The 19681-nt window shown below is 67.5% G+C and carries 18 protein-coding genes; 7 read left to right on the top strand and 11 right to left on the bottom strand.

What is annotated here, in order from left to right; translation table 11 throughout:
- Positions 1 to 176 precede the first annotated feature (176 nt).
- The gene (locus tag GZH52_RS00090) at positions 177 to 902 is read left to right on the top strand and encodes a BPSS1780 family membrane protein (protein WP_163314521.1); all 726 of its coding nucleotides are present in this window, start codon (positions 177 to 179) and stop codon (positions 900 to 902) included.
- A 139-nt stretch (positions 903 to 1041) separates the two neighbouring features.
- On the opposite strand, the gene GZH52_RS00085 is transcribed toward GZH52_RS00090, so the two are convergent.
- On the bottom strand, positions 1042 to 2640 hold the full coding sequence (locus tag GZH52_RS00085) for a mechanosensitive ion channel family protein (RefSeq protein WP_203525527.1): 1599 nt from the start codon (positions 2638 to 2640) through the stop codon (positions 1042 to 1044).
- A 62-nt stretch (positions 2641 to 2702) separates the two neighbouring features.
- On the bottom strand, positions 2703 to 4007 hold the full coding sequence (locus GZH52_RS00080) for a DUF3422 family protein (protein WP_239057955.1): 1305 nt from the start codon (positions 4005 to 4007) through the stop codon (positions 2703 to 2705).
- Positions 4008 to 4181: 174 nt separating this feature from the next.
- Here GZH52_RS00080 and GZH52_RS00075 point away from each other — a divergent pair, with 174 nt between their 5' ends.
- From GZH52_RS00075 to GZH52_RS00060, 4 genes are read left to right on the top strand one after another with little or no spacing between them, the layout of a single operon-like run.
- Positions 4182 to 5186, top strand: a complete 1005-nt coding sequence (locus tag GZH52_RS00075) for a sulfate ABC transporter substrate-binding protein (RefSeq protein WP_163314519.1) — start codon at positions 4182 to 4184, stop codon at positions 5184 to 5186.
- Between the two features lie 45 nt (positions 5187 to 5231).
- Positions 5232 to 6068: a sulfate ABC transporter permease subunit CysT gene (gene cysT, locus GZH52_RS00070; RefSeq protein WP_203525520.1), complete on the top strand. Its 837-nt coding sequence runs from the start codon at positions 5232 to 5234 to the stop codon at positions 6066 to 6068.
- Positions 6069 to 6078: 10 nt separating this feature from the next.
- Positions 6079 to 6939 (top strand): sulfate ABC transporter permease subunit CysW, encoded by an 861-nt coding sequence (gene cysW, locus GZH52_RS00065; RefSeq protein WP_163314517.1) that lies wholly within the window; start codon positions 6079 to 6081, stop codon positions 6937 to 6939.
- A 17-nt stretch (positions 6940 to 6956) separates the two neighbouring features.
- Positions 6957 to 8021 carry a sulfate/molybdate ABC transporter ATP-binding protein gene (locus tag GZH52_RS00060; protein ID WP_163314516.1) on the top strand — a complete coding sequence of 355 codons (1065 nt, stop codon included), beginning with the start codon at positions 6957 to 6959 and terminating at the stop codon, positions 8019 to 8021.
- A gap of 63 nt (positions 8022 to 8084) precedes the next feature.
- Here the strand turns inward: GZH52_RS00060 and GZH52_RS00055 are convergent, their stop codons facing one another.
- The 4 genes from GZH52_RS00055 to GZH52_RS00040 form a co-directional block, all read right to left on the bottom strand.
- Positions 8085 to 9719, bottom strand: a complete 1635-nt coding sequence (locus GZH52_RS00055) for a methyl-accepting chemotaxis protein (protein ID WP_163314515.1) — start codon at positions 9717 to 9719, stop codon at positions 8085 to 8087.
- 98 nt (positions 9720 to 9817) lie between these two features.
- Positions 9818 to 10240, bottom strand: a complete 423-nt coding sequence (locus tag GZH52_RS00050; protein ID WP_163314514.1) for a DciA family protein — start codon at positions 10238 to 10240, stop codon at positions 9818 to 9820.
- Positions 10241 to 10343: 103 nt separating this feature from the next.
- Positions 10344 to 10559 (bottom strand): HP1242/YdcH family protein, encoded by a 216-nt coding sequence (locus GZH52_RS00045; protein ID WP_163314513.1) that lies wholly within the window; start codon positions 10557 to 10559, stop codon positions 10344 to 10346.
- Between the two features lie 111 nt (positions 10560 to 10670).
- Positions 10671 to 11336, bottom strand: a complete 666-nt coding sequence (locus GZH52_RS00040; protein WP_163314512.1) for an HdeD family acid-resistance protein — start codon at positions 11334 to 11336, stop codon at positions 10671 to 10673.
- 157 nt (positions 11337 to 11493) lie between these two features.
- Between GZH52_RS00040 and GZH52_RS00035 the strand changes: the two genes are divergently transcribed.
- Complete coding sequence (locus GZH52_RS00035; RefSeq protein ID WP_163314511.1) at positions 11494 to 12120, top strand: exopolysaccharide biosynthesis protein; 627 nt, start codon at positions 11494 to 11496, stop codon at positions 12118 to 12120.
- A gap of 4 nt (positions 12121 to 12124) precedes the next feature.
- Here the strand turns inward: GZH52_RS00035 and GZH52_RS00030 are convergent, their stop codons facing one another.
- From GZH52_RS00030 to metH, 3 genes are all read right to left on the bottom strand, one after another.
- Positions 12125 to 12751: a LysE family translocator gene (locus tag GZH52_RS00030; RefSeq protein WP_163314510.1), complete on the bottom strand. Its 627-nt coding sequence runs from the start codon at positions 12749 to 12751 to the stop codon at positions 12125 to 12127.
- Between the two features lie 124 nt (positions 12752 to 12875).
- Complete coding sequence (locus GZH52_RS00025; RefSeq protein ID WP_163314509.1) at positions 12876 to 13748, bottom strand: DUF2971 domain-containing protein; 873 nt, start codon at positions 13746 to 13748, stop codon at positions 12876 to 12878.
- A gap of 29 nt (positions 13749 to 13777) precedes the next feature.
- The gene (metH, locus tag GZH52_RS00020; RefSeq protein WP_163314508.1) at positions 13778 to 17503 is read right to left on the bottom strand and encodes a methionine synthase; all 3726 of its coding nucleotides are present in this window, start codon (positions 17501 to 17503) and stop codon (positions 13778 to 13780) included.
- 116 nt (positions 17504 to 17619) lie between these two features.
- Between metH and GZH52_RS00015 the strand changes: the two genes are divergently transcribed.
- Positions 17620 to 18195: a YqiA/YcfP family alpha/beta fold hydrolase gene (locus GZH52_RS00015; protein WP_163314507.1), complete on the top strand. Its 576-nt coding sequence runs from the start codon at positions 17620 to 17622 to the stop codon at positions 18193 to 18195.
- 399 nt (positions 18196 to 18594) lie between these two features.
- Here the strand turns inward: GZH52_RS00015 and GZH52_RS00010 are convergent, their stop codons facing one another.
- Both GZH52_RS00010 and GZH52_RS00005 read right to left on the bottom strand, forming a co-directional pair.
- Positions 18595 to 19236, bottom strand: coding sequence for an META and DUF4377 domain-containing protein (locus tag GZH52_RS00010; RefSeq protein ID WP_163314506.1), 642 nt, complete (start codon positions 19234 to 19236; stop codon positions 18595 to 18597).
- 190 nt (positions 19237 to 19426) lie between these two features.
- On the bottom strand, positions 19427 to 19681 hold a 255-nt coding region (locus GZH52_RS00005; protein WP_163314505.1), incomplete at its 5' end, for an NAD(P)(+) transhydrogenase (Re/Si-specific) subunit beta.

Raw genomic sequence — 19681 nt, 5'->3', positions numbered from 1 at the left:
CTCGAATATGTGGACGGCGGGGGTGTCCCGGCGCGCGGTACGTGCCGGAAAAACCTGCGAATTATCGCTGAAATTGCCGCGCTGCGGCAACCGAAGCGGCCGCCTATGATTGACGTAAGCATGGTTTGCGCAGACCCTTTAACTATCAGTAATCGAATTAGCAAGGAGCCTCCCGAATGCAGCCCGACACGTCCGTCTCCCGCGCCCCGCTGCCCGGCCGTCAGCCCGCCGGTGCCGGCTGGCACTGGATCACCGCCGCGTTCCGCCTGGTACGCGAGCAGCCGCTGACCTGGATCCTGCTGTCGGTGGTCTACCTGGTCATCCATGTCGGCACCAGCCTGCTGCCGCTGATCGGCAACTTCCTGCCGCTGTTGCTCGCACCCATCTTCGCCGGCAGCTTCGTGCTCGCCGCCCGCAAGGCAGAGGGCGGCGGCGAACTGGAACTGGCCGACCTGTTCGCCGGCTTTCGCGACTACGGCAAGCCGCTGTTCGGCGTCGCGCTGGTTTACCTCGCGCTGTGCATGATCGCGCTGATGGTGGTCGTCGCGCTGGTCGCGCTCTTGGGTTCGCTCGGCTGGGTACACATGCAGGAAGGCGATGAGATGGGCATGGGCACCATGCTGCTCGTCATGCTGGTGGTCGGCGTGCCGGTCTATCTGGTCAGCCTCGCCTACTGGTTCGCGCCGGCGCTGGTGGTGTTCGACGGCTACGCGCCGATCGCGGCCTGCCGCGCGAGCTTCGCCGCCGGCCTCGCCAACTGGCCGGCGATGCTGGTCTGCGCGCTGATGCTCGCGCTGCTGATGTTCCTCGCGATGGTCCCCTTCTTCCTCGGCCTCTTGCTGTGGTTCCCGGTGATGTACGTCACCAGCTACACCAGCTACCGCGCGGTGTTCGCGCGCTAAGAGCCTGTTCACGATCTGCTGCGCATCAGCGATACGGCGCCCTCAACGGCTTCGAAATGCTCATGTACAAGCTGTACATTCCGCTTTCTCAGCCGTTTTCGCCTTGTCTCGCTCTCGCTCGCGAGATCGTGAACACGCTCTAAGCCTTGCCGGCGGACGGCTCGGCCGGCGCCGCGTACCAGTTGTCCTTGCCGACCAGCACCGCGCCGTCGGGCTGGCTCTCGAAGTTGGGCGACATGATCTGTACGCCGAACTCGTTGAACGCGTCGAGGATCTCGGCGTGCAGCGCGGTCTTCATCGCCGGCGGCGACGCGGTCAGCGGCATCCTCACTTCCAGTTCGTACTCGACGTAGAAGTCCTGCAAGGAGAGCTGGCGCACGATGGGCGCGCTGTCGGTGCGTAAGCCTTCGGTGCGCCGCGCGGCCAGTTCGAGCAGCGCGTGCACCTGCCGCCACGGCGTGTCGTAACCGATGGTGATCTTGGTGGTCAGCGGCAGGCCGGCCTCGCCCGCCTGCCGCGTGTAGTTGACCACCTTGCCGCCGACCACCACCGAGTTGGGCAGCGTCACCTCGTTGCCGTGGCGGGTGCGGATCTTGGTCGACAACGCGCCCAGCTCGGTGACGAAGCCCTCGGTGTCGCCGACCTGCACCAGGTCCCCCGGCTTGAGCGCGCGCGCGTACACCAGCACGAGGCCACTCATCGCGTGGTTCATGATGCCGGTCGAGCCCAGCGTCACCATCAGGCCGAAGAACACGCTGACGCCCTTGAACGCGTCCGAGCTGGAGCCGGGCAAATAGGGGTAGGCGACCGTCAGCGCAAACAGCCACAACACCAGCGAGGTCAGCCGGCGCGTCGCGCCGACCGTCTCCTTGTAGAGGCCGGGCAGGGTCAGCCGGCCGTCCTCGACCGCGTCGAATACCCAACCGAGCGTGCGTACGGCCAGCCGGGTCAGCACCAGGATCAGCGCGACCTTGGCCAGGCCCGGCACCGCACCGACCAGCCCCTCGCCCAGCGACGCGAGCAAATCGAACAGGGACGCCGCCAGCCGCTCGCCCCACGGCCGGGTGTACGGGAAGCGGGTCAGGATGAAGCTCAGCCACAGGTGCAGCGCGAGCAGCGCACCGACCAGCGCGGTCAAGTCGAGCATGTGCTGCTCGAGCTTCTGCATCACGCGGCCCAGGTCGTCGCGCCCGCCGAACCAGCGCTTGGGCAGCAGCGGTTTTTGCAGCAGCTGCGCGCGGGCACGGCCGCGCGCGCGCGAGATCAGCGCCAGGGCAAACGCGAGCAGCAGCGTGGCGCCGACGGCTTGGCCGATCGCCCACGCCTGCGCGCGCGGCGACGCCTGCTCGACGCGCACCGCGCGCAGCGCTTCCAGTCGGCCGCGCACCTCGCCTGCGACCTGCAGCAGGTTGCGGCTGTCGCCGGCATCGAGGTCGCCGTCGGTCAGCGCGAACAAGGGCTTGTTGTTGAGGTAGAAGCGCAGGCCGCTCACCCCGTCGCGGGTGAACGGCGCCATCAGCACCGGCTGCGCGAGATCCGCCTCGCTCAAGGCGCGCACGCGCGACTCGGCGCGCGCCACCCGCTGTTCGGGCGCGAGGCCGCCGACGGTCGCGTGCAGGGTGACGATGTCGCGCCCGGCGAGCGTCAGCGTCGCCTCGGGTGGCGGCGCGACGTCCTCGGCGAGCACGAAGCCGGCGAAGAGCAGGCAGGCAAACAGGCTGAACAGGCGGTGCAGCATGGCGGCGTCCTTGCGGTGTTTCTCTCCAGCATGGCACGCAAGTGTCCTTTATGCCGTATCGCTCAAGCGTGGCCGAGCCGGCGCCGTACCTGCCGCATCCCCCACCATACGGCGAACGCGACCGGCGCGATCGCGGCGCCGGTGATGAGTTCGGCGTTCAGGTGCAGCCCGGCCGCCTTCGCCGCCTTCGCCGCGTAGCCGACCAGCCCGACCGCGTAATAGGTCAGCACCCCGACCGACAGCCCCTCGACCGTCTCCTGCAGCCGCAACTGCAAGCCGGCGCGGCGGTCCATGCTCGCCAGCAGCGCACGGTTCTGCACCTCGCCCTCGACCTCGACGCGGGTGCGCAACAGCGCGGTCGCGCGCTGCAGGCGGGCGGTCAGCCTGTCCTGGCGGCGGGTGACGGTGAGGCAAGTATCCATCGCCGGCGCCAGCCTGTGCTCGACGAACTCGCAGAACGGCTGCAGGCCGCCGATGCGCCGCTCGCGCAGCTCGCCGATGCGCCGCTCGATCAGCTGGTAGTAGGCGTGCGACGCCGAGAAGCGGTACTGCGTCTGCGCGACCAAATTTTCAAGCTCCGCCGACAGTGCGGAAAATTCTGCGAGCAGCGTGTCGTCGCGGCTGTCCGCCGCGTTCAGCCTGGCGGTAACGGCCTTCAGCGCGATGCCCAGCTCGTCAAGCCGCGCCATCTGCTGCTTGGCCAGCGGCAAGGCGAGCAGCGCGAGCATGCGGTAGGTCTCGATCTCGAACAGCCGCTGCAGCATGCGCCCGCTCTGGCGCGGCCCCATCCTGCGGTCGACCAGCACGAAGCGCGAGAAGCCGACCGCCAGCCGCGCGTCCGGGTGCAGCCGCAAGTCGGTGTACGCGACGCCGTTGCCGTCGCCCAGTTCGGCGCCGATCAGCTCGTGCCCGGCGAACCAGCGCGCGGCAATCGCCCGCGGCGCGGCCGGCAGCGCGTCGTCGTCGGCCAGCAGCAGGGCGTGGGCGGCGACCAGTACGTCGCCGAGCAGGGCGCTGAGCAAAGCGGCCGGCACCGCGTCGAGCGCGGTGTCGTCGAAGCCGCCGCTGCCGGCACCGGGCACGATCACCGTCAGCCGCACGAACTCGGTATGCAGCGACCAGCGCAGCGTGAGCGTGCCGTTGCTGCCCTGGTAGTGGCCGGCGTTGGCCTCCGGCGCCGGCAGGCCCAGTTCGGCGGCGAGGCGCGCAAGCGCCTCGCGCTGGCCGGGCGCGCCGGGCTCGCACAACAGCGCAAGGGTGGACAGGCGTGCCGGCGACGGGATCGCCGCCGGCGGGCGGGCGTGCGCCTCGTCGTTGAGGCTCGAGCGTAGCGGGTGGGACTGCAGCAGCGGGGTCGGCGCGGACAAGGTCGTCCTCCTCGGTAGTTCCGTGTCATGGCAGAGCATGCAACGCTGCGCCGCAACAAGGCAAGCCGGCCCGTCAAAATATAACGGGGAGCGATAAATGTATTTCTGCTAAGTATTTCCCGGAATAAAGACGTCTGGGTATTCTCGCTCCATGCCCCGAACGAGGATTCCGCGATGAAAAAGCTTGCCGTACGCACCCTGGCCGCCGTGCTGCTGTCCGTCCCCGCGCTGCCCGCGCTGGCCGACGTCACCTTGCTCAACGTCTCGTACGACGTGATGCGCGACTTCTACAAGGACTACAACCCGGCGTTCCAGAAGCACTGGAAGGGCAAGACCGGCGAGGCGGTCACCATCCAGCAGTCGCACGGCGGCTCGTCCAAGCAGGCGATGAGCGTGGTCGGCGGTCTGCAGGGCGACGTGATCACCATGAACCAGGCGCCGGACATCAACATCCTCGCCGAGCGCGGCGCGCTGGTGCCCAAGGACTGGTCCAAGCGGCTGGCCAACGACAGCGTGCCGTTCACCTCGTCCACCGTGTTCCTGGTCAGGAAGGGCAACCCGAAAGGCATCCGCGACTGGAAGGATCTCGCCAAACCGGGCGTGCAGGTGATCGTCCCCAACCCGAAGACCTCGGGCAACGGCCGCTACAGCTACCTCGCCGCCTACGGCTGGGCGCTCAAGCAGCCCGGCGGCAACGACGCCAGCGCGCGCGCCTTCGTCGGCAAGCTGTTCGGCAACGCGCCGGTGCTCGATACCGGCGGCCGCGCGGCGACCACCACCTTCATGCAGCGCCAGATCGGCGACGTGCTGATCACCTTCGAGAACGAGGCCGAGATGGTCGCCCGCGAGTTCGGACGCGGCACCTTTGAGGTGGTCTACCCGAGCCTGACCGTCTCCGCCGAGAACCCGGTGGCGGTGGTCGACAAGGTGGTCGACAAGAAGGGCACCCGCAAACAGGCCGAAGCCTACCTCGCCTACCTGTGGAGCCCTGAAGGCCAGACCATCGCCGCGCAGAACTACCTGCGCCCGCAAGACAAGCAGGTCGCCGCCAAGTTCTCCGCCCAGTTCCCGCCGATCAAGGCGTTCCGCGTGGTCGACGTGTTCGGCAGCTGGGACAAGGTGATGAAGACGCACTTCGCCGACGGCGGCGTGTTCGACCAGATCTACCTGAAGAAATAAGCGCCGCGCGGGGGCCTGCGCCCCCGCCCGCCCGGGATGCCCACCATGAACCTGATTGCCAAACGCTACAGCGTGCTGCCGGGCTTCGGCCTGTCGCTCGGCTACGCGCTGTTCTGGCTCGGCCTGATCGTGCTGCTGCCGTTCGCCGCGCTCGCGCTTACCGCGTCAACGCTCGGCTGGACCGCCTTTATCGAGCAGGTCAGCGCGCCGCGCGTGCTCGCCTCGCTGCAACTGTCGTTCGGCGCCGCGCTCATCGCCGCCGCCGTCAACGCGCTGATGGGCTTCCTGGTGGCGTGGGTGCTGGTGCGCTACACCTTCCCGGGCAAGCGTTTCGTCGACGCGCTGATCGACCTGCCCTTCGCGCTGCCGACCGCGGTGGCCGGCATCGCGCTGACCACCATTTACGCGCCGAACGGCTGGCTCGGCCGCTACCTCGAGCCCCTGGGCGTCAAGGTCGCGTTCACGCCACTGGGCATCGTCGTCGCGCTGATCTTCGTCAGCCTGCCCTTCGTCGTGCGCACGGTGCAGCCGGTGCTCGAGGACCTGGAAAAGGAACTGGAAGAAGCCGCCACCTGCCTGGGCGCCGACCGCTGGCAGATCTTCCGCCGCGTGATCTTCCCGGCGGTGCTGCCGGCCTTGTTGACCGGCAGCGCAATGGCATTCGCCCGCGCCACCGGCGAGTTCGGTTCGGTGATCTTCATCGCCGGCAACATCCCGCTGGTCTCGGAGATCGCGCCGCTCATCATCATCTCCAAGCTCGAGCAGTTCGACGTCGCCGGCGCGACGGCGGTGGCGGTGGTGATGCTCGCGCTGTCGTTCTTCGTGCTGTTCCTGATCAACCTGCTACAGTGGTGGACCGCGCGCCGCCACGGCATGAAGTAAGGAGGCTGCGATGCAGACGACCGAATCGCGCCCGGTGCGCTTCGCGCTGACCGCGCTGACGCTGGCCTTCCTCGGCGTCTTCCTGGTGGTGCCGCTCGCGGCGGTGTTCTGGGAGGCGCTCTCCAAGGGCTGGGACCTGTACGCGGCGGCGCTCGTCGAGTACGAGGCGTGGCAGGCGATCAAGCTGACGCTGATCGCGGCCGCCATCGCGGTGCCCCTGAACCTGGTGTTCGGCGTGGCCGCCGCGTGGGCGATCGCCCGCTTCGACTTCCGCGGCAAGAGCCTGCTCACCACGCTGATCGACCTGCCATTCTCGGTGTCGCCGGTGGTCGCCGGCCTGATGTACGTGCTGCTGTTCGGCGTCAACAGCGCGATCGGCGGCTGGTTGGCTGCGCACGACATCCAGATCATCTTCGCCGTGCCCGGCATCGTGCTCGCCACCGTGTTCGTCACCTTCCCCTTCGTCGCCCGCGAGCTGATCCCGCTGATGCAGGCGCAGGGGCAGGAGGAAGAACAGGCGGCGCTGGTGCTCGGCGCGTCCGGCTGGCAGACCTTCTGGCGGGTCACCCTGCCCAACGTCAAGTGGGGCCTGTTGTACGGCGTGATCCTGACCAACGCCCGCGCGATGGGCGAGTTCGGCGCAGTCAGCGTGGTGTCCGGCCATATCCGCGGCGAAACCAACACCATCCCGCTGCACGTCGAGATCCTTTACAACGAGTACAACTTCGTCGGCGCCTTCGCCTGCGCGTCCATCCTCGCGCTGCTCGCGCTGGTGACGCTGGCGGTGAAGACCTACGTCGAATGGCGGATCGAGCGCCAGCACACCGCGTCGCTGATCCGAACCCAACAGGCCCGCGAGGCGCTGGCCTGAGCCCGAGGACAAACACGATGAGCATCGAAATCCGCAATATCGAAAAGCGCTTCGGCAACTTCACCGCGCTGGACAAGGTCAGCCTGACCGTCGAATCGGGCGAGTTGCTCGCCCTGCTCGGCCCCTCCGGCTGCGGCAAGACCACCTTGCTGCGCATCATCGCCGGGCTCGAGCAGCCGGACGCAGGCCAGGTGCTGTTCGAGGGCCGCGACGCGACCCACCAGCATGTGGCCGAGCGCCAGGTCGGCTTCGTGTTCCAGCACTACGCGCTGTTCCGCCACATGACGGTGTTCGACAACGTCGCCTTCGGCCTGACGGTGCGCCCGCGCAAGGTTCGCCCGGAAGCCGCCGAGATCCGCGAGCGCGTGATGCAGCTCCTGAAGATGGTCCAGCTCGACTGGCTGGCCGACGCCTACCCCGCGCAGCTCTCAGGCGGCCAGCGCCAGCGCATCGCGCTCGCGCGTTCGCTGGCGGTCGAGCCGCGCGTGCTGCTGCTGGACGAGCCGTTTGGCGCGCTGGACGCCAAGGTGCGCAAGGATCTGCGCCGCTGGCTGCGCAAGCTGCACGACGACATGCACATCACCAGCGTGTTCGTCACCCACGACCAGGAAGAGGCGCTCGAAGTCTCCGACCGCGTGGTGGTGATGGACCACGGCCATATCGAACAGGTCGGCCGCCCCGACGACATCTACGAGCAGCCGGCGACGCCCTTCGTCACCCGCTTCCTCGGCGACGTCAACCTGTTCCACGGCCGCGTCGAGGACGGCCGCTTCACCCACGGCGACTTCGCGCACGCGCTGGACGACAGGGCCGGCGCCGGCACCGATACGGCCGTCGCCTACGTGCGCCCGCACGACCTCGACCTCGCCCGCGCGCGGGACGGCGCGCTCGCCTGCGGCACCGTCGAGCACATCCACGCGGTCGGCCCGCTGGTGCGCGTCGAGGTGGTGCCGGCGGGCGGCGACGCGATCGAGGTGGTGCTCGGCAAGGAACGCTTCCGCGAACTCGCGCTGGTCCCGGGCGAACAGGTGTACGTGACCGCGCGCAAGCTCGCGGTGTTCAGCGGCGACTACGCGATCTGAGCGGCGGCCGCCGCCATGCAAAAAGGGGCCCGAGGGCCCCTTTTTTTGTGGATGCGCTGCGGATCAGCCCAGCCGGAACACCGACACTTCCTTGTTCAGCCCCTGCGCGCTCTGCGCGATATTGCTGGCGTTGGCGCTGATCTGCAGCATGGCGGCGGCGGTTTCCTCGCTCATCTGCGCGACCTGCTCCATATTGCGCGCGACCTCGCTGCTGGCGGTGCGCTGTTCGTCGACCGAGCTGGCGATATGTTCGACGTCGCTGTTCGCCTGCTGCAGCACGCGGTCGCTCTCGTGGAACAGTTCGGCGACGCGGCTGCTGCATGCGCGGCTCGCCTGCAGCGTGTCGACGCCCTGCTGGACGATGCCGGCCAGCGACGCGGACTTCTCGCCGAGCTTGGCGTTGAAGCGGTCGATCTCGGCGGCCGAACTCGACGACTTCTCGGCAAGCTTCCTCACCTCGTCGGCGACCACCGCGAAACCGCGGCCCTGCTCGCCGGCGCGTGCCGCCTCGATCGCGGCGTTCAGCGCCAGCAGGTTGGTCTGGTCGGCGATGTCGCGCACTTCCTGCGTCATCTTGGTGATCGCCTGCGTGTTCTCGATGAAGTCCTGCGCCGAGCTCGACAACTGCTCGATCACCTGCTGCATCGACCCCATGTCGCGCTCGAGCGTATCCATCTCGGAGAGGCCCTGGCGGCTGAGCGACAAGTTCTCGCGCGCCTTCTGGCGCAGGTCGTCCGCCGCCTCGGCCACCGTCGCGATGCTGACGGTCAGCTGTTCGACCGCGCTCGCGCTGGCGCTGGCCGCCTCCGACTGGCGGTTGCTGGCGACCTGCACCTGGCCGGCGGCGCCGGCCAGCTCCTCGACCATGCCGACCGTGCCGTTGCTGGCGCCCTGCACCGAACGCAGCGTCGCGGCGAGTTTGCCGACGCTGTCCCTGAGCGCGGCGAGCATCTGCCCCAGCTCGTCGTCACGGCCGATCGCGATCGGCCGCGCGAGGTTGCCCTCGGCCAGCGCGTCGGCGGTGGCGACCGCCTCGTCCAGCGGCCGCATGATGGCGCGCACCAGCAAGACGCCGACGATGATGCTCAGCACGACTGCCAGCGCACAGCTGCCGGCGAGCACCAAGAGTGCGGTGTCGATCTGTTCGACGCCGCGTTCGGTGTCTTCGTCGGTCGTCTGCACGGCGACAGTAGCCAGCTCCTGCAAGGCCTTCTGCCACTCGGTGTTGACCTTGGTGAGGTCTATCCTGACCAGCGCCTCCGCCTCGGCGTAATTGCCGACCTGCACCGCCTCGCGCATGCGCGCGGTCAACTGGTCGGACTTCGCGCGCAGCGCGCTAGCGGCGGCCGTCAACTCGCGTTCGCGCGGCAACACCTTGGGGTTGTCGTGCACGGCCGTCAGCTGCTGCTCAAGCTTGCCGTACGCCTGCTCCAGCTGCAGTACCTCCTGCTCGAGCGCCTGCGTCTGCGGCCCGGCCGGCGCGGTCAGCAGCATGCGCAGGGCCAGGCGCTGCTCGAGCTGGTTGACCTGCATCCGGTTGGCCAGCTCGAGGGTAGGCTGGTTGAGGTCGCGGATGTCCAACAACTGGGTGCGTACGACGGACAATGCACTGTAGGTGGCCAGGCCTGCGCCGAGCAGCAGTGCAACCACCAGCGCGAAGCTGCCGTACAGGCGGTGGGAGATCTTGAGGGAGGGCATCGGCTTGGACCATCGAGCTATATGTAAATGCTCGCTATCATAACAGACGCTAGACTTGTTCTCATTTGTTGAAGGTCAAACGCAAACCGCCCCCCCCTTCAGCGCCGGTGGTGCGCGGCCATCCGCGAGAGCGCGCGGGCGAGCGCCGCGTCGTCGACCTGCTCGGCCGCCGCCTGCAAGGCGGCGACACCGGCTGCCCCGACCGCGATGGTCTTCTCGCGTATGGGCGGCCGCACGCGCGGCGCCACCCTCACCCGCACGCGGCTCGCGGCGAAACCGCGTGCGGCGAGCGCAGCGAGCAGGCCGTCGCCCAGCATGCGCAGCCGCGCGGCGGCGACGCCGTGGTCGGCAAACACGACCAGTTCCCCGTCGCGTATCCGTACCGCGTGGCACTGGCCGGCGAGCGCCGCCGGCAGTTGCTGCTGGAAGGCGTCGTCGAGCGCGCGCGCCTCGCCGGCGAGCGCGGCAAGGCGGGCAAGCGGCCCCTGGCGGACCAGGGCGTTGAGCGGGCGGTATTCCATGGCAGGATCCGGATTCTGGCAGACCCGCGCATTGTAACGCGCCGCCCGCAAACAAAAACCCGGCGTCAGGCGCCGGGTCCGGGGAAAGCTGTGTAGCCAACGATCAGGCTTCGGCCTTCTTCAGGATCGCGTACAGCTCGTCCTTCAGGTGCAGCTTCTGCTTCTTCAGCACCTCGACCGCTTCGCCGGTCGCGGGCGTGATGCCCTCTTCCATGTTCTTGATCTGCTGGTCGAGCGCGTTGTGCTCGTCGAACAGGCGGGCAAAGTGTGCGTCTTCGGTCTTCAGCTTGGAAATCAGTTCGCGGTATTCGGGAAACATGGGTTCTCTCCTGCGTGGATAAGGCGGGCAGTCGGGCTGCCCTTGGTATGACCAAATCATACCACCGGCACGCCGGCGGCCCGCAATGCCTGCAATGACGTTTGATTTACATCAAGCACCGCTGGCCGTACCGCCGTCCGCCTTGCCGCCGGCGGTCGGCGCACTGCCGTCGGCCTGCGCTTGGCTGTCGGCTTGTTTTTCGGCGCGTTCGATCCCGAGGTGCACGCGGCGGGCGGCCAGCGCGATGAACACCGCGCTCCAGCCGTCGAAGATCAGCTCGAAGCTGACCGCGAGGCCGATCAGCCACAGGCCGGACAGCGGCCAGGTCACCAGGATGTAAAGGCCGAACAGGATGGACAGCACGCCGCCGGCGACCACCCAGCCCCAGCCGGGTTCCGGGCGGTGCTGGGTACCGGCGATCGCGCGCATGAAGCCGACCGCGATCAGGAAGCCGCCGATCATCAGCGTCAGCCACTCGGCCGAAAAGAGCGGCTGCAGCACCATCAGGATGCCGGCTGCCGCGTACATCAGCGCGATCAGCACCGCGACGCCGCGGCTCTTCCACCCTTCGCCGTGGAACACCGCGCTATAGAGCTTGAGCGCCGCGCCGGCCAGCAGCAGGGCGCCGACGGCGAGCACCGCGCCGACCGTGTACGCGACGCTGGCGAACACGCCGATCGAGCCACCGATCAGGTAGAGGATGCCGATCGCGAGCAGGCCCGCCCAGTAGCGGGTCAGCTTGCCGAACAACTGCACAGAATATGGTAAACGGGACATTTCGCGCTCCTAAGCCAGAACGATTGAGTATCGACCGTTCCGTTATAGGGCGCGCCGCGGCGCTTTGCCGCCGGTGCCTGCCACAACGATGCACCTAGCAGGAACTTCTACCCCTGCGTCATCTCTATGCCTGCTACAGACCCTGACCGTGACGACCATGCCGCGTACCCGACCTTCCGCCCTGTGGCGCCGCCTGCACGCGGCGCCACCCGCCGACGCCCGCGTCGCCGACGCCGTCGGCCGCCACCCGCGCCACCAGCTCGACCGCGTCGCGTTGCTCGCGCTGCCCATGCTGCTGCCGGCGGCGCTGCCCGGCATGTCGACCACGCTGGGCGTGCTGACCGTGCTGCTGGCACTCGCCTACCTGCGCGGGCAGGCCATGGTGCTGCCCGCCTGGCTCGCCGAGCGGCGGCTGCCGGCAGTGTTGCCCGCGCTGATCGTACGGTTGCAGAAGAAGGTGTTCGGGCTGCTCGAGCGCGTCGCCCGCCCGCGCTGGCGGCGACTGAGCGGTGCGCCGATGCGCGCGGCCAACGCCGGCATGCTCGCGCTGGCCGGTCTGGCGCTGCTGACGCCGGTGCCGCTGGTGAGTTTCGACAACGTGGTGCCGGCCGCCGCCATCGTGCTGCTGGCGCTGGGGCTGCGCCTGCGCGACGGCGCGCTGGTGCTCGCCGGCTACGCGGCGACTATCGCCGGTGCGGCGAGCACCGCGCTGCTGTGGTGGGGGCTGTCCGTCGCCGGCGAGGCCGGGGTGAGCGGCGCCGCAGACTGGCTGCAGCGCCTGTAAAACCTTACTTGTTGCTCAGCGTGGCGACCGACAGGCCGGCGGCGACGAAGGCGCTGCCGGCGCCGATATTGAGGCCGGCGACCACCCGCGGCCGTGCCTGCAACAGGCCGGCCAGCCGCGACGCGAACGCGCCCATCAGCGCGAACACCACGCTGGTGAGCACGGCAAACCACGCACCGTAGATCAGCATCTGCACGCTGGCGTCGCCGCGCATCGGGCTGACGAACTGCGGGATGAAGGCCAGCACGAACAGGCCGGGCTTGGGATTGAGCACGGCCGAGAGCAGGCCGGACAGGAAGATCGCCCGCATCGGCTGGCGCGCGGCCGGCTCGAAGCTGATCAAGGACCGCGTGCGCAACGCTTTGATGCCCAGCCACACGAGGTAGCCGGCGCCGAGGCCCTTGACGATCCAGAACACCAGCATCGACGTCTTCATCAGCAGCGTCAGCCCGCAAGTCGCCAGCAGCACGTGGAACAGGATGCCGGCGCCGGACGCGAGCGACGACACCAGCGCCGCCCGCCAGCCCTGGCTCAGGCCGCGCCCGATCGCCAGCAGGTTGTCCGGCCCCGGCGAGACGATCAGCAATACACAGGCCGCGGTGTACGCGAGCCACACTTCAAACGGAAACATCGCTCTCTCCCCTTCTCTTGCGCGGGTCTGCGCCCGCGTTTTTTATCGTGAAAATCATGGTTTGCACCCGCCAGCAGTCGAAGCTGCGACCGGTTGGCGGAAACAGATCCAGCGGCGCTGCAGATCAGGTGGAGCCTGCTTTCTCAAACGACTCCAGCTTCTCTTTGCCGTGCTCGTCCACAATTTTTAACGCGGGCACCTTGAGCCGGCTTGCGGTTTGCCGCAGATGTGCCTGCAACGCGACAGGCATTTTGCGCCCGGCGATCAAGGCCGAAATCTGCATGCCTTTCGGCATGGGCGCGCACTCGCCCTGATACTCGAAGCTCACCAGCCGCCATTCCTTCTCGTACGCCCAGTCGACATGCTTGGTGGCCAGATAGCGGCCGACAGCCTGATGCGGAGTAAACAGCAGTTCGGACAGGCACAGCTCCGGTACTTCGGACATGTATTGCACTTGATACGGCTGGAACGGACTGTCGTCATCAACAGCTATTTTTTTCTTGTCGACCGCGTATTCGATGCAGAAGCCTTGATGACTGTCCGCGTAATGCGCCCACATCAACCGGTTCTGCCAATCCGATGTAAAACAGGCAACACCAAACTGCTTCATCCGATCCTGGAATGCCTGAATCAGCTGATTTTCTTCATAGCCAGGCTTCCGCTCGACGTACTCTGGGGCGACCCAGTTTTCTAGCACACCCAATAGATCGTCGCTATAAAAACGCCCAGCTTGGACTCGACCAGCCTTGGAAAAACTAGGATTGCCGTCCCACAAGGCGTAGAAGACCGACTTCAGCCGGTCTGGGCCGGCATCGGCATACGGCCCCCACCCTGTCCGATCCTTGATCGACAGATTCAAATCCCACAAATCATTGAACCTGGCCGGATCTGACAGCCACAGTCTGCCCTGTTCAAGCTCTGAAAGCCGAATACACTCATCTGGCTGAAACCGGTAAACGGGAATGCTGTTTTCTAACAGCTTTTCCCGCTCTGCCATCAAGTCCTTCTCCAACTGTGCAGACACACTCACGCGATATAGCCGAGGTTGGGCGCCAGGTCGCGCTCGGCCTGCTCGACGCTGACCCCGCGGCGCTGCGCGTAGTCGGCGACCTGGTCGCGCGAGAGCTTGCCGACGCCGAAGTAGCGGCTGTCAGGGTGGCTGAAGTAGAAGCCGGACACCGCCGCCGCCGGCAGCATCGCGTAGCCCTCGGTCAGCTGCATGCCGATGCCCGGCGCGTCCAACAGTTCGAACAGCCCCGCCTTCACCGTGTGGTCTGGGCACGCCGGGTAGCCCGGCGCCGGGCGGATGCCGCGGTAGCGCTCGTCGATCAGCGCCTCGTTGTCGAGGTCCTCGCCCTCGGCGTAGCCCCAGAACTCGGTGCGCACCCGCGCGTGCATGCGCTCGGCGAAGGCTTCGGCCAGGCGGTCGGCCAGGGCTTTCAGCAGGATGGCAGAGTAGTCGTCGCCAGCCGACTCGAAGCGCGCGACATGTGCGTCGATGCCGATGCCGGCGGTCACCGCGAACGCGCCCAGGTAGTCGGCAACCCCCGAACCCTTGGGTGCGACGAAGTCGGCCAGCGCCCAGTCGGGCTGGCCGCCGCCGTCCTTGGCGGTCTTGACGAGCTGCTGGCGCAGGCCGACCCAGCGCAGGCGTACGTCGCCGCCGTCCGGGTCATACAGTTCGATATCGTCGTCGTCGACGCTGGCCGCCGGGAACAGGCCGACCACCGCGCGCGCCGTGAGCCACCGCCCCTCGACGATCTGCTTAAGCATGGCCTGCGCGTCGGCGTACAGGCTGCGCGCCGACTCGCCAACGGTCGCGTCGTCCAGAATCGCCGGGAAGCGCCCGGCGAGCTCCCAGCTCTGGAAGAACGGCGTCCAGTCGATGTATGGCAAGAGCTCAGAAAGCGGGTAGTCGTCGAAGCGTCGCACGCCGAGCCAGCGCGGTTTGGGCGGCGTGTACGCGGCCCAGTCGGCGCGGTACTTGTGTGCGCGTGCCTCGTCGATAGGCAGCAGCTTCGCCTCGCCGCGGCCTTCGAACTGCGCGCGCGCCGCCGCGTAGTCGGCGGCGACTTCGGCGACGAAGCCGTCGCGCAGGGTGTCGGACAGCAGGTTCGAGCAGACGCCGACCGCGCGGCTGGCGTCGGCCACGTAGATCACCGGCCCGGCGTAGTGCGGGGCGATCTTCACCGCGGTGTGCACGCGGCTGGTGGTGGCGCCGCCGATCAACAGCGGGATGGTGAAGCCCTGGCGCTGCATCTCCTTGGCGATATGGCTCATCTCCTCGAGCGACGGCGTGATCAGCCCGGACAGGCCGATGATGTCGGCGCCGACCTCGCGCGCGGTGTCGAGGATCTTCTGCGCCGGCACCATCACGCCCAGGTCGATCACCAGGTAGTTGTTGCAGCGCAGGACGACGCCGACGATGTTCTTGCCGATGTCGTGCACGTCGCCCTTCACCGTCGCCATCACGATCACGCCCTTGGCCGGCGCGTCGGCGAGACCCAGACGGATCTTCTCTTCCTCGATAAAGGGTTCGAGGTGGGCGACCGCCGCCTTCATCACCCGCGCCGACTTCACCACCTGCGGCAGGAACATCTTGCCGGCGCCAAACAGGTCGCCGACCACGTTCATGCCGTCCATCAGCGGGCCTTCGATCACATGGATCGGCCGCTCGCTCTGAAGACGCACTTCCTCGGTGTCCTCGACGATATAGGTGGTGATGCCCTTGACCAGCGCGTGCTCGAGGCGCTTCTTCACCGGCCACGCGCGCCACGCCAGGTCCTCGGCCTTGCCGGCGCTGGCGTCGCCCTTGAAGCGTTCGGCCAGCGCGATCAGGTGTTCGGTTGCGTCCCCCCCGTCGGCGGGCACGCGCATCAACACCACGTCCTCGATGCGGCTGCGCAGTTCCGGGTCGACCTCGTCGTACACCTCGAGCGCGCCTGCGTTGACGATGCCCATGGTCATGCCACGCTTGATCGCGTGGTAGAGGAACACCGCGTGGATCGCTTCGCGCACCTTGTTGTTGCCGCGGAAGCTGAAGCTGACGTTGGAGACGCCGCCGGAAACCTTGGCGTGCGGCAGGTGGTGGCGGATCCAGCCGGTCGCCTCGATGAAGTCGAGGCCGTAGCGCGCGTGCTCGTCGATGCCGGTGGCGACCGCGAAGATGTTGGGGTCGAAGATGATGTCCTGCGGCGGGAAGCCGACCTCGTCGACCAGGATGCGGTAGCTCTTCTCGCAGATCTCGACCTTGCGCGCGAAGCTGTCGGCCTGGCCCGCCTCGTCGAAGGCCATCACGATCACCGCCGCGCCGTAGCGGCGCAGCAGGCGCGCCTGCTCGATAAACTTGTCGCGGCCCTCCTTCAGCGAGATCGAGTTGACCACGCCCTTGCCCTGCACGCACTTGAGGCCGGCCTCGATCACGTCCCACTTCGACGAGTCGATCATCACCGGCACCCGCGCGATGTCCGGCTCGGCGGCGAGCAGGTTGAGGAAGCGCACCATCGCCGCCTTCGCGTCGAGCATGCCCTCGTCCATGTTGATGTCGATGATCTGCGCGCCGTTCTCCACCTGCTGGCGGGCCACCTCCAGCGCGGTCGCGTAGTCGCCGGCGAGGATCAGCTTGGCAAACGCGCGGCTGCCGGTGACGTTGGTGCGCTCGCCGACGTTCACGAACAGGTCGTGGTCGCCGATATTGAAGGGTTCGAGGCCGGACAGCCGGCACTTGGGTTCGATGTCCGGCAGCGCGCGCGGCGCCACCCCCGCCACCGCGTCGGCGATCGCCGCGATATGCTCGGGCGTGGTGCCGCAGCAGCCGCCGACGATGTTGATCAGCCCCGACTCGGCCCATTCGCGCACGTGTACGCCCATCTCGGCCGGCGTCAAATCGTAGCCGCCGAAGGCGTTGGGCAGGCCGGCGTTGGCGTGTACCGACACGTAGGTCGACGACACCCGCGCCATCTCGGCCACGTAGGGGCGCAGCAGGTCCGGCCCCAGCGCACAGTTGAGGCCGAACGACAGCGCGTCGGCGTGCTCGAGGCTGTTGTAGAACGCCTCGGTGGTCTGCCCGGTCAGCGTACGGCCGGACTGGTCGGTGATCGTCCCCGACACCATCACCGGCAGCGGCGCGAGCTCGGGGCGTTCGTCGAAGTAGCGGCGGATCGCGAACACCGCCGCCTTGGCGTTCAGCGTGTCGAAGACGGTCTCGACCAGCAACAGGTCGGCGCCCCCCTCAACTAGGCCGTCGACCGCCTCGGTGTACGCGTCGACCAACGTGTCGAAGTCGACGTTGCGGTAGCCCGGGTCGTTCACGTCCGGGCTGATGCTGGCGGTGCGGTTGGTCGGCCCGAGCACGCCGGCGCAGTAGCGCGGCTTGGTCGGGTTCTTCGCGGTCTGGGCCACACACAGGTCCTTCACCAGCCGTGCCGCCGCCACGTTCATCTCGTGCACCAGCGCTTCCATGCCGTAGTCGGCCATCGCGACGGAGGTCGCGTTGAAGGTATTGGTCTCGATGATGTCGGCGCCGGCGTCAAGGTAGGCCTGGTGGATGCCGGCGATCACGTCCGGGCGGGTCAACACCAAGAGGTCGTTGTTGCCCTTGAGGTCGTGCGGCCAGTCGGCGAAACGCTCGCCGCGGTAATCGGCTTCCTGCAACTGGTGGCGCTGGATCATCGTGCCCATGCCGCCGTCGAGGACAAGGATGCGCGAGGCAAGCGCTGCGGCGATGGGGTGCTGTGGACGGTGGCTAGGCATGGACAGACGCTGGGTGGTTTTTATCACCGGCTATCTTATCATCATGATTGTTCGTTTCAGCGCCCGCTTTAGAACATTTGATTATCAGGACGAAACCACCGTCCGGAAAGGCTGCCATGGCCCACTGGCTCTACCTGCACGGCTTCAAGTCCGGCCCCGGCTCGCTGAAAGTCGCCGAGACGCGCAGCTTCCTCGCGCGGCACGCCCCCGGCACCGGGCTGCTCTGCCCGCCGCTGTCGCCGCACCCGCAAGCAGCGCTCGCGCAGGCCGAACGCGTGCTCGCCGAGCTTGCCGAACCGCCGCTGTTGATCGGCAGCAGCCTGGGCGGCTTCTACGCGACGGCGCTTGCCGAGCGGTACGGCCTGCCGGCAGTGCTGATCAACCCCGCGGTGCGCCCGTTCGAGCGCTTCGACGCCTTTTACGGCGAGCACGAAAACCCGTACAGCGGCGAGCGTTTCACGCTGGACGAGGCCGACCGCGCCGCGCTCGAGGCCATGTACGTGGCGCGCCCGACCCCCGCGCATTACTGGCTGGTGCTCGGCAGCGCCGACGAGGTGCTCGACTGGCGGCTCGCCGCGCGCCACTTCGCCGGCGTCCGGCAGACGGTGCTCAACCACGACGACCACCGCCTCGCGCGCTGGCCGCAACTGCTGCCCGAGGTCGCCCGCTTCGCCGCCGAGCATCAGGCATGAAAAAGCCGATGTCCCCAGTTGTAAGTTGGTGAGCTTTCGCCCGGGTTTTGTGTCCGCTACGCGGACGTATTTGAGTGCCGCTTCCGCGCGGCCAACGGGCAAGGGGCTTGTGGCGGCAAGCCCCTTGCATCCCAAACGCCCCCGAAGGCTCGCGACTTCCCCGTCAACAAAGACGCTGGCAAGGCGCTGGCCAACTCGCGATTCGCTACCGTCGAATCGCTCGAACAAGGGCCAGCTTAAGACCTCGCCAGCGCCTTTGTTGACGGCGCGAGCCTACGCGGAAGGGAAGCTGGCGCAAAAACACCGTGCAATGCCAGCAACCATGCCAACCTTTTAAGTACGGCATCGCCATGAAAAAAGCGCGGCTCGCGCCGCGCTTCTTGTTGTGCCAAGCGAGCCTTACGGCTTGACCACCTCGGACTCGACCACCATGTCGAGCACCCAGCGCTTGGACGGCGCGTCGGCCGGCGGGTTGGCGACGTCGAACTCCTTGATGCGCAGGCGGTAGTTCAACCCTGCCTCGGGGGTGAAGCCCTCGATCTGCCCGTAGTGGTGCTGCCACGGCGCGTTCTTGTCCTCGCGCACCTGCAGGCACTGCGTCGGCGCGACGCCGACGCAAGGCGCGGTCTTGCCCTGCACGTAGATGAAGCGGGTCTTGCCGCCGTCGAGCGAGGGCATCGCGTTCAGTGCCAGCGTGCGGCCGTCGCCCTTGAGCAGCAGGCGGCCATCCTTCTGTTCGATCTGCGGACGGCTGGCGAGCAGCTTCTTCAGCGCGTCTTCCGCCGCCATCTCTTCCGGTGCGCACATCATCATGGTGCCGGCCAGATTGCCGACCACCAGACGACCACCCTCGACGGTCGCCGGCCCGAACAGGCGGTTGCAGCCGGCGCTCGCGCTCAGCTTGCCGTCTTTCAGTTGCAGCTGGACCTTGCTGTCGGCGCCTTGCCAGCGGCCGGACAGCGGCGCCTGGCTCTGGGTGGACGCGCAGGCGGTCGCCAGCAGCGAGGCGGTGAGCATCGCGGAGTAACGGGAAAGGCTCATGCGGGAAGTCTCCATTCTTGTTGCGGCGGATCCGGCCGCCGGGTGCGCGTCGTCGATCAGACGATGCTGATGGACGCATTGTAAGCGCGAACCGCCTGCCGGCCAAAAACCGTCTGTTAAGGAATATGGCCGCGGCAAACGAAAAAAGCCGCAGCGCGGACGCTGCGGCTTGTGCGGATGGGTAGCCGGCTTAGTGCTCGGCGCCCTTCACCAGGTCCTCGACCACCTTCTTCGCGTCGCCGAACACCATCATGGTCTTGTCCATGTAGAAGAGCTCGTTGTCGAGGCCGGCGTAACCGACGCTCATCGAACGCTTGACCACGATCACGGTGCGCGCCTTGTACGCTTCGAGGATCGGCATGCCGTAGATCGGGCTCGCCTTGTCCTTCTGCGCGGCCGGGTTCACCACGTCGTTGGCGCCGATCACCAGCACCACGTCGGTGTT

Origin of the sequence: Crenobacter caeni (assembly GCF_010435965.1) — a bacterium.
Lineage (GTDB): Bacteria > Pseudomonadota > Gammaproteobacteria > Burkholderiales > Chromobacteriaceae > Craterilacuibacter > Craterilacuibacter caeni.
Note: the sequence above shows the minus strand (reverse complement) of the source record. Positions and strands in the feature narration are given on the sequence as shown.

What these genes read in the sequence shown, in the direction of transcription:
- GZH52_RS00045 (WP_163314513.1), bottom strand. Translation starts at nt 10,559, where the DNA reads ATGTTTCCCGAATACCGCGAACTGATTTCCAAGCTGAAGACCGAAGAC.
- GZH52_RS00030 (WP_163314510.1), bottom strand. Translation starts at nt 12,751, where the DNA reads ATGTTTCCGTTTGAAGTGTGGCTCGCGTACACCGCGGCCTGTGTATTG.
- cysW (WP_163314517.1), top strand. Translation starts at nt 6,079, where the DNA reads ATGCAGACGACCGAATCGCGCCCGGTGCGCTTCGCGCTGACCGCGCTG.
- GZH52_RS00075 (WP_163314519.1), top strand. Translation starts at nt 4,182, where the DNA reads ATGAAAAAGCTTGCCGTACGCACCCTGGCCGCCGTGCTGCTGTCCGTC.
- GZH52_RS00040 (WP_163314512.1), bottom strand. Translation starts at nt 11,336, where the DNA reads ATGTCCCGTTTACCATATTCTGTGCAGTTGTTCGGCAAGCTGACCCGC.
- GZH52_RS00025 (WP_163314509.1), bottom strand. Translation starts at nt 13,748, where the DNA reads ATGGCAGAGCGGGAAAAGCTGTTAGAAAACAGCATTCCCGTTTACCGG.
- GZH52_RS00050 (WP_163314514.1), bottom strand. Translation starts at nt 10,240, where the DNA reads ATGGAATACCGCCCGCTCAACGCCCTGGTCCGCCAGGGGCCGCTTGCC.
- GZH52_RS00010 (WP_163314506.1), bottom strand. Translation starts at nt 19,236, where the DNA reads ATGAGCCTTTCCCGTTACTCCGCGATGCTCACCGCCTCGCTGCTGGCG.
- cysT (WP_203525520.1), top strand. Translation starts at nt 5,232, where the DNA reads ATGAACCTGATTGCCAAACGCTACAGCGTGCTGCCGGGCTTCGGCCTG.
- metH (WP_163314508.1), bottom strand. Translation starts at nt 17,503, where the DNA reads ATGCCTAGCCACCGTCCACAGCACCCCATCGCCGCAGCGCTTGCCTCG.
- GZH52_RS00015 (WP_163314507.1), top strand. Translation starts at nt 17,620, where the DNA reads ATGGCCCACTGGCTCTACCTGCACGGCTTCAAGTCCGGCCCCGGCTCG.
- GZH52_RS00085 (WP_203525527.1), bottom strand. Translation starts at nt 2,640, where the DNA reads ATGCTGCACCGCCTGTTCAGCCTGTTTGCCTGCCTGCTCTTCGCCGGC.
- GZH52_RS00090 (WP_163314521.1), top strand. Translation starts at nt 177, where the DNA reads ATGCAGCCCGACACGTCCGTCTCCCGCGCCCCGCTGCCCGGCCGTCAG.
- GZH52_RS00055 (WP_163314515.1), bottom strand. Translation starts at nt 9,719, where the DNA reads ATGCCCTCCCTCAAGATCTCCCACCGCCTGTACGGCAGCTTCGCGCTG.
- GZH52_RS00035 (WP_163314511.1), top strand. Translation starts at nt 11,494, where the DNA reads ATGCCGCGTACCCGACCTTCCGCCCTGTGGCGCCGCCTGCACGCGGCG.
- GZH52_RS00060 (WP_163314516.1), top strand. Translation starts at nt 6,957, where the DNA reads ATGAGCATCGAAATCCGCAATATCGAAAAGCGCTTCGGCAACTTCACC.